Below are 13055 nucleotides of genomic sequence, written 5' to 3'. Positions count from 1 at the left end.
ATATTCAATTATGGGTGAGATATTTGCACAGGAAGTTTAGTTTATATAATTTTATGAAACTAAATTTAACCTTGAAGACATGAATAATTTTACCCGAGAACAGTACGACTTGGCTGTCGCTGAATGGACTAACTGTTGCAGTAATTTTTCAAGACTGCAAAGCCTGATTCCTACCAATTACATCTTTAATCTTTCTTTGGATGACATCAACTGGCTAAAGAGCAAAAATCTGTACAAAGACTTTTGTGTGGAAATGGGGGTGTATGAAAATCAATTGGTTATGATACTGACTGCTCTTGATACAACCGGACATAGAAAAGATGTTAATGAATATCCGTATGCTGTCCTTACAGAATTAAGCAATGACCTCAGGCTGGTGGAAACACAAGAATACACTGTTATAAAAAATGCGGTTCTTTCCAAAGATTTACGAAAAATAGATAACGATTCGGATATGTTTTTCCCTGTAGCTAACAAACCCTTAATGGAGCAGGATAAAGCGGTTGATGCCATAGAATTGTGGAGAAATGAAGGAGTAAACTGGTTCTTTTATGAATGCAGCGAATATGAAGGAGGAAGAATTTTTAAAAAGTTTTATGTTCCTGCCGATAATCTTACCCCGCCAAAACCGGGATTAAATAGTTTTGTATGCTCGTTCGGTCTGAAATATTCAGAAATTTACCAGAGAATGCTTCCAACTATTATATTCATTTCGTTTTACGATGATCTTACGGATAATGGCAGTATAGAAACCATTTCAAACACCTATGACTGGTCACAGCCATGCCCACCATTCTGTCAACTGTAAAATAAATGTTAGGCTTTAAAATCATATTATATCTCAATAATAGTCTTCTGTTATTATGCTTTGTACTAGGTATAATAAAGCTTAAACATCTGGATAAAAAAGAAAAATGGTATGTATATTATATCATTTTTCTTTTCATTATTGAGCTGATTAACAAGGTATTTATTGTTTTTGAGTTGAAAAATATTCCTGTTTTATATCCTGTATATATTGCAGGCGAATTCTTTATTTTGAATTCTTTATATACAAAGAAACTGGGTTTATCAAAATACGGGCTCATTCCTTTATCTGCAATAGCAGGTATTTTCCTGATAGCTGCACAATATGCAGGATTCACTATTGATAATGATTATGCGAAAGTAATTTCTAATATTATAATCGTTTGTTTGTCCGGATATGTTCTTATCCAGGAAATTAAAGGGAGTGAAGCAGTGAATCGTTTTTTGCTGGTAGATGCATGTATTTTCTTCTATTATTCAGTATCAGTTTTTACTTTTATTGTTCAGCATCAATTGGCGGTAATTTCACAACAGAATGCAAGTCTGATTTGGGGAATTAATAATCTTTTATCAAGTGTTGTATACGGAGCATTAATTTATAAATTGTTAAGATTAAAGAAGTAACTTTAAATATCAACTTTATTATCCTGTTAATTGTTACCATAGCAATTATCGTATTTTTTATTCTGTTGGGTTACAAAACTTTTATCAATAGGATTATTAAGGAAAAGAATGCTCAACATGAAGCTGAAGTCCAGCATCAGAAAAATTTGGTGTTGGAAAACATTAAGGCGCAGGAAGAAGAAAGAAAAAGAATTGCTGTGATGATTCACGATGATATCGGGAACAGACTCAATATTGTTTCCTTGTGGCTGAATAACCTCGATACGCAGGGAGATGAGCTCATTAAAAAAAATATTTCCGGGCAAATGTCTGCACTGATAGATTCTGCCAGAAGTATCTCCCATTCGTTGTATCCCGTGAATCTGGAATCAGTGGGACTTGTTTTATATATTGAAGAATTGATTGCCAATCTTTCCCAAAGGATCAATATCTCCTTAAGTGTAAGTCCCAAATATCAGAAGAAAAGCATTTTTATAGAAGTACAGCTGTACAGGATTATTCAGGAATTTACCACCAATGTTCTGAAGCATTCTGAAGCAACGAGGATCTGGATTTATATTAAAGATAATGCACAGAATATGGGCATAGTAATTTCAGATAATGGGCAGGGTTTTGATTATGAAGTGGTAAAAAAAGGAATGGGAATTAAAAACATCGAATCGAGGATCAAATCCATGAATGCTCTCCACAAATGGAAAAATATTGCCGGTCACGGAAGCCGTTTAATCATAAAAATACCAAACACCCATGAATCCCCAAATCAAAATAGCATTAATTGATGATGAACAGCTGATCCTGGAGGGAGTGAAAATGTTATTGTCCAATGAGAAAAATATATCAGTATCATTCACTTCCAACAATGGCCCTCACTTTATTGAAAGCCTGGAGCAGCTTCAACCCGAAGATTTCCCCGATATAGCATTGGTAGATGTTCAGATGCAACCGATGAATGGCTTTGAACTGGTGGAAATTCTTAAAGAAAAATATCCTGACCTCAAAATCATTATCCTTTCCTCGCACTATAAAACCTCTATTCTCGGATATATGGTGAAATTGGGTGTTTCTGCATTTTTACCTAAAAACTCAGACAGAAAAACATTCATTGATGCCATTACCGCAGTTTTTAAAAACGGAGTTTTCTTTACTGCGGAAGACCATCAGATGCTATTTTCTTATATGAACAGCACTACCAAGAAAAAAACGCTTTTTGAAATGGATGATGAGCTTTCCGAACGTGAAAAAGATGTGGTGAAGCTTATTTGCCAGGAATATACCAATAACGAGATCGCCGAAAAACTTTTTATAAGCCCTAGAACCGTCGAAAGCCACAGACAAAGGATTGTAGATAAAATAGGCGCTAAAAATACAGTCGGTATTGTGATCTATGCCATTATCAATAACATTCACTCCCTTGAAAAAATATAGTTCCGTAGAAATACGGAATTTTTTATTTGGTACCTTTTACTCTAGCATGAATTTCCTTTTCCTTGTTATTTTGAAAAGTATTTCAGTCGGCTGATACGATGGATTTGCCGGCCGAACATCATTAGAGGTATTCTAAAAGCACTCATCATGGAAACGAATCATATCACATCCATTGGGATTTTTTTCGATGGAACAGGAAATAATGGGATCAATGCAACTTCGGCTCATCGACCTTCAAAAAATAATGGCAGTTATTATAGCAATACAACCAATATTTACCGTCTTTTCGGGTTATTTGTCGGAGACCAGAAAGTGTATATTGAAGGAATAGGAACCGTGACGGGAGCTGAAGACAGTGATTTTGCAATGGCAACCTGTAAAAATCCTGCAAGATATAAGGGGTATTCTTCCGATGATAAATTAGAGAAAGCATTTACGTTTATTAATGAAAAAATAAAAGAAAAAACTAAAGAATACCATATATATGTGTACGGGTTCAGTAGAGGAGCCATGCTGGCAAGAACATTCTGTTATGAAATATTGAAAAAGGAATCAAAAATCACCGGAAATATAAAAGTGAAATTCCTGGGAGTTTTTGATACAGTAGAATCCACTCCTTTCAATGATTACAAAGTAAGGATATTACCTGGTGTTGAAAATGCTCTTCACCTTTGTGCGGCAAACGAATGCCGATATTTTTTTCCGCTTACAGGATTTTTTGAAAATTCATATCAAATGGAAGATACCCAAACTAAAACCGGGACATCTGTATGGAAAGAGATCTTTATTCCGGGAGCTCATGCAGATGTAGGTGGCGGTTATCTGGACGGTCCGCAATCGGTTTATGTTTCGGCAGATTACAGAAAAACGGCAGATGCGAAAATGTATGTGGAACATGTAAGAAATACCAAAAAAGATGCGGCCGGAAATTATATCTGGAATGAGCTTTTAGCAGACTATCAGATTGATGAAGGTACTTTTTTTTCACAGGTTTATGCAGCAAGAGACTTGGTATATCATGATCTTTCAAAGGTGTATGGAAAATTAATGATAGCGGAAACCAATACCATCAGTCCGATTTTCAATACCCATTTTACCACTTCTGATTTTGAGATTGATTCTAAAAAACATCCGTTTTTAATTGAATTCTTCGGAAAGCTGGAAAAATATGCAAAAGATCTTTCACCTGAAATGAAACCCGGATATAACTACGGGGATTTTGGAGATTATACCCATATTTCAGCCAATTTCGGACTGCATAAAGCGGTTTTACTTCAACGAAATGAAAGTGAAATCGATGTGGAATTGATCAACAACAGTCTTAACGTTCCCGGAATCTCAATGACACATGAACCCGATATTATTCCTGCCCACTTTCAAAAAGGAATTCCCTATCTACAGGAAAGTTCGGTGATAGATTACGCATACGGAACCAATATTCCCAATAACGATATATGGAACCGTTCCATACTGATAAAATAGTTTCAAAAGTTCGTTACTTTTTTCAGTTTTAAGTTTAGGCGGAGCTGTCCTTTGTAAGGGCAGCTCTTTTATTATTCGAAATAGATTACGTAGAAATACGGAATGTGAAATTTGAGCATTTTTACGCTACTTTTTGCGCTTTTTTCACCGTTACTTTGAATGGCTTAATAATAAGGTTCAATAGACCTTGATTTAAAAAACAATCACCATGACCGTATCAGCTTGGATATCAAAAGCAAGTAAACTTCACAAAACCTGTGTAGAAGAACAGCAGGCGGGAAACGGAAGTACAAAGATCACCATGTTGCAGGCAACTACCTTAAATGAACTGCAACACGCAATAGGTTCAAACCATGGCATTAAGCAGGTAACCTATAACGAAGCAAGACTCAACCTTGATGAAATGTTCGTGATGGTAAAAGCAGGGCAAAAAACACCTCCTCTTACCACCGGATAGAATGAATAAAAACTAAAAACCAAACCAAAAACTAACATTATGGCATGTAGAACAGCATCTGTAGAAAGAGTAGCAGATAAAACAGTAAAAGCGAAAGAGCAGATTGATAAGCTTCAATCTATGATCGAATCTCAGGAATCGGCCAATAAAGCCAGATTTTATAAGCAAATTGATGAGCATCTGGCCAGCGCAAAACTTACCGATGCAAGAGAAATATCCTATACATCTAATATCAAAACAGAATATACCAGCGAATTCAGCTTAGATAGAATTGCCGGGGTCGTAACAATGGCACTAAAAGCAGCAAAAGCAGCAACCAATCCTGCTTACCCGCAAGCTCCTACAAGTCCGGAAGCTATTGATGCCTATGCGGATGTAGTGAATTCTATTGCTGAAGCCGCAAAATCATCCTCATCGTCAGCAGCAAGCATGGCCTTTTCCATGAACAGACTGTCTCCGGGAACTATTGCTTTCCTTTATGCTTCATCTATCAATATTCAGGATGATGAGACTTTCGGAAGCGAAGCAGTAACCACCACAGCTATTTATTACAGACTAATGGAAAGCCCGAGAGATGTGGAGTTATCTGCAGCTTTGGACGCAACAAGAATCCGCGTAGCGGCAGATCTGGAAACTTATAAGAAATTCATAGTGTTACAGGCCGCATTGGTAGATTCCCTTGCAGCAGGTAAAATAACCTTTGAAGCTTATCTGGTATTAGACGATAAATATGCTAAAAAAGCAGCCGAACTTGAAAAAAGAGTAAAAGACGGAACTCCTCCGGCAAAATTGGCAAAAGGAGTTACTCCGGAAATTATCTCCATCGAAGACGTCGGATTATCTGCAGACTATAAAAGCCTGGTTCTTTCTGCGGTAGAAAAACTATCCGGAATGGGGGATATTTATAATTCAGTAGTGCAGAGAAACCGTTCACGTATTGAAAGCGGCTATTATTAACGGATCCTTTTTTTTAATTCATACATCCAATCATCCTTAAGTTTGGGCTGCCCGAAAGGGCAGCTCATTTTATTTCTCCGCAGTTCATTTCTTTTTCCGTATTTTTGCACCCGAAAATTCAGTATTAATTCTTAATTATATCATTACATGCTTTCGGTTCAAGGTTTAGGGCTACATCATTCGGGAAATTATTTATTTCAAAACGTAAATTTCACCATTAAAAAGGATGATAAAGTTGGTTTGGTGGGTAAAAACGGAGCGGGAAAATCAACCCTGTTGAAAATGCTTTCCGGTGAAATTACCTTTTATGAAGGAAACGTTGTTCCGGAAGGGAATATCACCATCGGCTTCCTAAAGCAGGATCTGGATTTCGTAAAAGGAAGAACCGTTTGGAATGAAACCATGCAGGCTTTTGAACAGATCAATGCATGGAAAAATGAACTTGAAGAGGTAAACCATCAGTTGGCGACAAGAACGGATTACGAAAGTGATTCCTATACTGACCTGATCAACAGAATGACCGAGCTGAATGATCTTCTCATGAACCATGATGCCTACAATCTGGAAGGGGATATGGAAAAGGTTTTGTTCGGGTTAGGATTCAAAGCAGATGATTTCCAGAAAATCACCGATGAATTTTCCGGAGGATGGAGAATGAGAATTGAATTGGCCAAATTACTTCTTCAAAAAAATGATATTATGCTTCTGGATGAGCCTACCAACCACCTGGATATGGAATCCATCATCTGGTTGGAGAACTTCCTGAAAGATTATCCCGGAGCCATTGTACTGGTAAGTCACGACAAGCAGTTTATGACGGCTGTCTGCAACAGGACTTTCGATATCAATAATAAAAAAGTTGACGATTATAAAGCCAACTACTCCAAATATCTGGTGATGCGTGAAGAACGCCGTGAAAAGCTGATTCAGGCTAAAAAGAATCAGGATGCGGAGATCAAGCAAATGGAGGATAACATTAATAAATTCCGTGCAAGTGCTACCAAAGCATCTTTTGCGCAGTCGCTTATTAAAAAACTGGATAAAATTGAACGTATTGAAGTGGATAATGAAGACGTTTCCAAATTCAATATTCGTTTCGTGCAGTCTGTTGTACCAGGTAAAGTGATCTTCGAAGCCGAAAACCTGGGAAAATCTTACGGAAATAAAAAGGTTTTTGACAATGTGGATTTCTTCGTTCAGAGAGGAGACAGAATTGCACTGCTAGGACAAAACGGACAGGGAAAAACAACATTGGCTAAAATTCTTGCCGGAGATATTAAAGACTACTCCGGAACATGGAATTTAGGACATAATGTGAATATCGGATATTTTGCCCAGAATCAGGAAGAAGTTTTAACACCCAATAAAACGGTTTTAGAAGAAGCTGAAGATGCCGCCACAGAAGAAACCAGGCCGAGAGTAAGAGACTTATTAGGATCATTCCTTTTCCAGGGGGAAGCAGTGAGCAAGAAAACAAAAGTACTTTCCGGAGGAGAAAGAAACCGTCTGGCACTTTGTAAATTATTATTACGTCCTTTCAATACATTGATTATGGACGAACCTACGAACCACTTGGATATTCAGTCAAAAGAAATCATCAAGCTTGCTTTACAGAAATTTGAAGGTACTTTGATCGTGATTTCGCACGACAGGGAATTCCTACAAGGGCTTTGTGACAAAATCTTCGAATTCCGTGACGGAAAAATGAAAGAATTCCTTGGAAATATTGATGAATATCTGGAATACAGACAAAAAGAAACCATCAGGGAAATTTCTGCGGAAAAAGCGAAACTTCACGGAGAAGAAGAGAAAGTTGAGGTGAAAGCAAAGGTTGAAGAAAAGCCGGCTCCTAATAATAATCAATCCTCAACTATTGTAAGCAAAGAACAGAAGAATATTCAGAATAAAATTAAAAAAGTAGAAGAAAAAATTTCCGAGCTTGAAACTTTGATTGAAGAGCTGGAAGCTTCTTTTGCAAAAGAAAATCCTTCTGATGAAACCTTGGAGAAGTATAACAAAGCAAAAGAAGATTTAGACGTTGCTTTGCAGGAGTGGGAATATTTGGGATCCCAGCTGGATTAATCCAATATCAAAATAAGATAGTAGAGGAATTGTAACAAATTGAATATAGCTCCTACCTATTATCTGAAACAGTTTAATATAACTTTAATTCAAAACTTAAATTATTTTCATACTTTTGAAGTGATGATTTTTAAAGAAAGCAGACAGATGAAGAATTTTATCTCCAGACTTTTGTTTGGAATATACTTCATTGCGTTGTTTTCTCAAAGCTTTCACCATCATGACTCTTTTGATTACTTCAAAGGTGGGAACTTCAAAAAAACTGAAAATACAGTTTCAAAAAATATCATTAAAGATAAAGCAGGTGATTGTTTGGCTTGCCATTTCTTAGCGAACGGCCATACATTGGTTCCTGAAGAATTCAGTTTTACTTTTGATGCCTATACGCATGAAGTAAAGCAGACCATTATCATTCAGGAAAAAATATGGTCTCAAACCAAATTTACCTTTCAGCTTCGGGGGCCTCCCGCAATTTCATAATTCATAGATTTTCTTATTGGATTTTTAATGATTTTATTTGCTTAATTCCTAATGGATTAAAGGCAATAAAAGCAATTGAGAGTATTAAGCATAATGTAAAAATATACATGAGCACCTTGTACATTTTAGTATGAATGCTAAATCCAATCCATAAACTTTAATGATTTTAAAAATGTACTTTTTAAGTACAAAATCAATCTATTTACAAATGAAATTGATATATAGCTTATTGCTGATCTTTAGTGGATTGGCATTAACAAGTGCACAGAAAACATTTACCGTACAGGGAACTGTCCAGGATTTCCATGATAAAACCATGCTGGAAAATGCAGAAGTGAAAATCGGTGATTTTATCACGAAAACAGATAAAAAAGGGAAATTCTCATTCGATAAAGTTCCTGCTGGAACCTATACCCTTGTGGCAAAGCATTCTGCATGCAATGATTATACTGAAAATATAGAAGTTCAGCAGGATCTTCATCTCACAATTACTCTGGAGCATCATAGCGAGGAAATTGAAACGGTTACTATACACGGAAGCCACAAGACCAACGGTTCGTTGATTATTAAAACACTGGATAAATCTGAAATAGAGAGAAATTCCACGGATAATCTGGGGGATTTATTATCGAAAATTTCAGGGGTATCCGCTTTAAAAACAGGAAATAACATTTCAAAACCCATCATTCACGGATTATACGGAAGCCGAATCTCCATCTTAAATAATGGTGTAAAGCTTGCCGAGCAGGAATGGGGTGTTGAACATGCTCCGAATGTGGATATCAATAATTTCCAGCATATCGATGTGATCAAGGGCGCCTCAGCTTTGAAATATGGGAGTGATGCCATTGGCGGAGTTGTCGTGATGGAACCTGAGATTTTTCCTAAAAAAGATACGCTGAAAGGTTCTGTCAATCTTTCAGGAATCTCAAACGGAAGGGGATTAGGAATAGACGTTGATGTTGCCAAAATATGGAAAAACGGATGGGCGGTGAAATCCGGCGGAAGCATCAAAAAATTAGGAGATCAGCATACTCCTGATTATAATCTGATGAATACAGGAATGGATTTTTCCTCCTTTAATTTTACCGTTCAGAATAATTCCTATGAAAAAGGGATTTCCTTTGATTATTATCTGACGAACCAGAATATTGGAATTTACAGAGGGTCCCACGTCGGAAATAATGAAGATTTTTATAATGCCATCACCTCGAACATTCCGGTATATACAGGAAGCTTCAGCTATGATATCAATAATCCGAGACAGGTCATCGAGCATCATATCGCTAAAGTTTCAGCCTTCAAAAGATTTGAAAATATAGGTAAGCTTTCTGCGACCTACAGTTATCAATACAATCACAGACAGGAATATGATATCAGGAGAGGAGATTTGGCAGAGATCCCCTCCTTGGACCTGGAATTGATGACACATCAGTTCAATATCAATGATTTATTGGAAAGAGGAAAATGGTCTTTGGAAACGGGAATTGATGCCAGTTTTCAGAACAACTATTCTGACCCTGCAACAAAAGCAAGACGTCTGATCCCGAATTATGATAAATATTCAGCGGGAATATATTCTGTATTTAAATATAAAATTTCCCATGATTTCAATGTGGAAGCCGGAGCGAGATATGATTTCAACCGCTATGATGTGACGAAATGGTATGATAAAAGCGATTGGGAAAAATTATATGCAGATTCATATTCCCAGTTTTATGTAAGAACCAATGAAAACAGAGTGTTGACACGTCCTAAATTGAATTATGAAAATCTCTCATTCAATGCAGGGCTGGAATACCATCCGAATACTAATTTCGATGTGAAATTTAACTACGCCAAAGTTGGACGAACGCCAAATATTGCAGAATTGTTTTCAGACGGACTGCATCATTCGGCAGCAGTGATAGAAATCGGTGATTTAAGTCTTAAAAATGAACAAGGGCATCAATTTAACTTAACCGTTGACACCAAGTTCAATGTATTGAAAGGGCTAAATATTTCTGTAAATCCGTATTTTTTCATCACTAAGAATTTCATCAACGAAGTTCCGACAGGAGTTCAGAATACCATCAGAGGGGTATTTCCTGTATGGACCTATCAGCAGATCGATGCCAAAATGTATGGAGTGGATTTGGATATCAACTGGAAGCTTACGGATCATCTTACGTACGTAGGAAAAGGAAGTTATGTTTACGGACAAGACGATACCCATAACGTTCCGTTGATCCTTATGATGCCTCCGAATTTTTCCAATGCATTGCAATTCAATAAAGAAAACTGGAATCACTTCTATTTTACCTTAGAAAACCAAACTTTCCTAAAACAGGAGAGATTCCCGGTTTATAATGCTACTATTCCTATCTATATCAATGGGGAAGAAGTAGAAAAAACTGTTGATTTCAGTACTCCGCCAAGCGGTTATTCCCTTTGGAATATTCAGACCGGAATCAATATCAGTAAAAATCTTTCTGCAGGACTTATTGTGAACAACCTTTTCAATGTTTCATACAGGGATTATCTGAACCGTATGAGATTCTTCGCAGATGAAGCGGGAAGAAACTTTATTTTGAACTTTAGATACAGATTCTAAAGACTTTCAGAAATTATTAAACAAATTACAATTTTTAAATTTTTTAACAATGAAATTATTCAATACTAAAAATATTATCCAATTATTAGCTGTTTTATTTATTGCAATTACTGTCGTTTCTTGTCAGAGAGACGGATCTTCGGAAGAAGATGATATTCCGCAGGAGGAACTTACCAATATCATCTTGAAAGTAAAAGATATGACAACAGGAAATACGGCAACTTATAATTACAGCATGGGAGCAGGAGGAGCTCAGGCTATTCAGTTGCAGAATGGTAAGACTTACCAGGTAAGTGCAGAATTTAAAAATGGAAATGAAGATGCTACCCAGGAAATTAAAGACGCGAAAGATGAACATTTTTTAATTTATAATTTTCCTAATTCGGATATTGTGTTAACCCGTACCGATGATGCTTCCTCTACCAGAGCAGACGGAAAGCGTGTAGGGTTGAAAACAGAATGGGTGGTGAATCAGGCTATCAAAAACGCATCAGCAACCAGCCAACTTATCCTTACCCTATATCATGAGCCGGCAAGCGTTACTGAAGATTCTCAGGTAAGCGGAAACGGGATTATTTTTGGAACTCAAACCGGAGGGGAAACGGATGCTCAGGCGAATTATACTATTACGAACTAAAGTATTCCTAAATATCTTTAATCTTGTTATCAAAACCACTGAAATTTTCGGTGGTTTTTTATTTAACATTATTTAGCTTTTAAGTTCACTTTAAATGAGTGATTTTCATAAAAATTTCATATTTTTGCAACCTAAAATTTTAATCAATAATGAAGGTTACCGCACAAAACCATGATGATGTAAGTGCATTGCTTACAGTGACATTGGAAAAATCTGACTACAAAGACAAAGTAGAGAAGCAATTGATTAATTATGCTAAAAATGCGCAAGTTCCTGGTTTCAGAAAAGGGAAAGTGCCTTTAAGTATGGTTAGAAAACAATATGAAGCAGGAATTGCATTCGAAGAAATCAACAAGCAGGTTTCTGATGCTTTGAACAACTATGTAAACGAAAATAAATTAAGATTAGTTGGTCAGCCTGTTCCTCAACCTGTAAACGAATTTGATTACAATGCTGATCAATTGTCAGTTGCTTTTGAAGTAGGATACGAGCCTGAATTCACTATAGACCTAGCTAAATATGAAGCACCTCACTACAAAGTGGAAGCTTCTGAAAAAGAGATCAGCAAAAGCATCGAAAACATGCAGAAGCGTTTCGCTGAGCAGGTTCCTCAGGATAAAATCACTAAAGATTCTTACATCGCTTTAGAAATTTCTCAGGTAGTGGAAGAAGATGCTGAGGGAGAGCACCACCACCATCCAAAGAACGTTACCATTACAGCTGAAAACAAAGAAGCTTTCAAATTGGTAAAATCTTTGAAAATGGACGGAACTGTAAAAGTATCTAAAGAAACTCTTGCCGGTGATGAAGAATTGGCTAAAGAATTAGGATTCAGCAAAGAAGAAGTTGAGCACTTACACCACGCTGAAGTGGAGGTGAAAGTAAAAGATTTCTATTCTTTAAACCTTGCTGAACTTAACCAGGAGCTTTTCGATAAAGTATATGGAGAAGGAAATATCAAGTCTGAAGAAGAGCTTAAAGAAAAAGTGAAATCAGAATTGGATGAGTATTTCCAGCAAAATGCTGATGTTCACTTCGTGAATAAAGTATTAGAGCAGGTTTCTGAAAAAGAAGAAGTAAAACTTCCGGAATCTTTCCTAGTGAAGTGGTTACTTTTCTCTAACCAGAATATCCAGTCTGAAGAACAAGCGAAAGAAATCCTTGAAGCTGAGAAAAACCAATTGAAATATCAGATCATTGAAGGTAAATTGATGACAGATAATGAAATCAACTTAGATTATGCTGATGTTTTAGGACAAGCTGAGCAGTTGGTAAGAAACCAGTTGGCTATTTACGGAATCCACCACTTAAGTGATGAGGAGATCCAAAAATATGCTGTTGAAATGTTGAAAGATCAGGAGCAGGTAAGACAAATCTCTTCAGAAGTTGCGATGACTAAATTGAAGGATGTAATTCTTGAAAAAGCGAGCAAAAAAGAAACTAAAATTTCTCATGACGAATTTTTAGAAGAGCTTAAAAAATAATATTCTTTTCGATAGAATTGGTAGCCC

12 protein-coding genes are annotated in these 13055 nt (G+C 36.5%); all 12 read left to right on the top strand.

What is annotated here, in order from left to right; genetic code table 11:
• The first annotated feature begins 79 nt into the window (after positions 1–79).
• The 12 genes from EGI05_RS07100 to EGI05_RS07045 all read left to right on the top strand — a co-directional run bounded on the left by EGI05_RS07100 (position 80) and on the right by EGI05_RS07045 (position 13028).
• Positions 80–808, top strand: coding sequence for a hypothetical protein (locus EGI05_RS07100; protein WP_123262336.1), 729 nt, complete (start codon positions 80–82; stop codon positions 806–808).
• 5 nt (positions 809–813) lie between these two features.
• Entirely contained in the window at positions 814–1431 is a 618-nt protein-coding gene (locus tag EGI05_RS07095) for a hypothetical protein (RefSeq protein WP_123262335.1), read from the top strand.
• Between the two features lie 65 nt (positions 1432–1496).
• The gene (locus EGI05_RS07090; RefSeq protein WP_228428562.1) at positions 1497–2210 is read left to right on the top strand and encodes a sensor histidine kinase; all 714 of its coding nucleotides are present in this window, start codon (positions 1497–1499) and stop codon (positions 2208–2210) included.
• Positions 2179–2856, top strand: a complete 678-nt coding sequence (locus tag EGI05_RS07085; RefSeq protein ID WP_123262334.1) for a response regulator transcription factor — start codon at positions 2179–2181, stop codon at positions 2854–2856. The genes EGI05_RS07090 and EGI05_RS07085 overlap by 32 nt, the downstream gene beginning before the upstream one ends.
• A 147-nt stretch (positions 2857–3003) precedes the next feature.
• A complete protein-coding gene (locus EGI05_RS07080; RefSeq protein ID WP_123262333.1) occupies positions 3004–4338 on the top strand; it encodes a T6SS phospholipase effector Tle1-like catalytic domain-containing protein in 1335 nt (444 codons plus the stop codon).
• Between the two features lie 208 nt (positions 4339–4546).
• Positions 4547–4795, top strand: a complete 249-nt coding sequence (locus EGI05_RS07075) for a hypothetical protein (RefSeq protein WP_123262332.1) — start codon at positions 4547–4549, stop codon at positions 4793–4795.
• Between the two features lie 39 nt (positions 4796–4834).
• Positions 4835–5752 (top strand): hypothetical protein, encoded by a 918-nt coding sequence (locus EGI05_RS07070; protein WP_123262331.1) that lies wholly within the window; start codon positions 4835–4837, stop codon positions 5750–5752.
• Between the two features lie 147 nt (positions 5753–5899).
• A complete protein-coding gene (locus EGI05_RS07065; RefSeq protein WP_123262330.1) occupies positions 5900–7834 on the top strand; it encodes an ABC-F family ATP-binding cassette domain-containing protein in 1935 nt (644 codons plus the stop codon).
• 147 nt (positions 7835–7981) lie between these two features.
• Positions 7982–8314 carry a hypothetical protein gene (locus tag EGI05_RS07060; RefSeq protein ID WP_228428561.1) on the top strand — a complete coding sequence of 111 codons (333 nt, stop codon included), beginning with the start codon at positions 7982–7984 and terminating at the stop codon, positions 8312–8314.
• A gap of 208 nt (positions 8315–8522) precedes the next feature.
• On the top strand, positions 8523–10907 hold the full coding sequence (locus tag EGI05_RS07055) for a TonB-dependent receptor (RefSeq protein WP_123262328.1): 2385 nt from the start codon (positions 8523–8525) through the stop codon (positions 10905–10907).
• Between the two features lie 49 nt (positions 10908–10956).
• Positions 10957–11544 carry a hypothetical protein gene (locus EGI05_RS07050; RefSeq protein WP_123262327.1) on the top strand — a complete coding sequence of 196 codons (588 nt, stop codon included), beginning with the start codon at positions 10957–10959 and terminating at the stop codon, positions 11542–11544.
• A 149-nt stretch (positions 11545–11693) separates the two neighbouring features.
• Positions 11694–13028: a trigger factor gene (locus EGI05_RS07045; RefSeq protein WP_123262326.1), complete on the top strand. Its 1335-nt coding sequence runs from the start codon at positions 11694–11696 to the stop codon at positions 13026–13028.
• Positions 13029–13055: the final 27 nt, after the last annotated feature.

This window comes from Chryseobacterium daecheongense, from assembly GCF_003729955.1.
Taxonomy (GTDB): domain Bacteria; phylum Bacteroidota; class Bacteroidia; order Flavobacteriales; family Weeksellaceae; genus Chryseobacterium; species Chryseobacterium daecheongense.
The sequence above is the reverse complement of the archived record's forward strand: the minus strand, read 5'-3'. Positions and strand labels throughout refer to the sequence as shown.

Excerpts from the sequence above, each read along its gene's own strand:
- EGI05_RS07050 (WP_123262327.1), top strand. The coding sequence starts at position 10,957 with ATGAAATTATTCAATACTAAAAATATTATCCAATTATTAGCTGTTTTA.
- EGI05_RS07060 (WP_228428561.1), top strand. The coding sequence starts at position 7,982 with ATGAAGAATTTTATCTCCAGACTTTTGTTTGGAATATACTTCATTGCG.
- EGI05_RS07095 (WP_123262335.1), top strand. The coding sequence starts at position 814 with ATGTTAGGCTTTAAAATCATATTATATCTCAATAATAGTCTTCTGTTA.
- EGI05_RS07085 (WP_123262334.1), top strand. The coding sequence starts at position 2,179 with ATGAATCCCCAAATCAAAATAGCATTAATTGATGATGAACAGCTGATC.
- EGI05_RS07065 (WP_123262330.1), top strand. The coding sequence starts at position 5,900 with ATGCTTTCGGTTCAAGGTTTAGGGCTACATCATTCGGGAAATTATTTA.
- EGI05_RS07100 (WP_123262336.1), top strand. The coding sequence starts at position 80 with ATGAATAATTTTACCCGAGAACAGTACGACTTGGCTGTCGCTGAATGG.
- EGI05_RS07075 (WP_123262332.1), top strand. The coding sequence starts at position 4,547 with ATGACCGTATCAGCTTGGATATCAAAAGCAAGTAAACTTCACAAAACC.
- EGI05_RS07070 (WP_123262331.1), top strand. The coding sequence starts at position 4,835 with ATGGCATGTAGAACAGCATCTGTAGAAAGAGTAGCAGATAAAACAGTA.
- EGI05_RS07080 (WP_123262333.1), top strand. The coding sequence starts at position 3,004 with ATGGAAACGAATCATATCACATCCATTGGGATTTTTTTCGATGGAACA.
- EGI05_RS07045 (WP_123262326.1), top strand. The coding sequence starts at position 11,694 with ATGAAGGTTACCGCACAAAACCATGATGATGTAAGTGCATTGCTTACA.
- EGI05_RS07055 (WP_123262328.1), top strand. The coding sequence starts at position 8,523 with ATGAAATTGATATATAGCTTATTGCTGATCTTTAGTGGATTGGCATTA.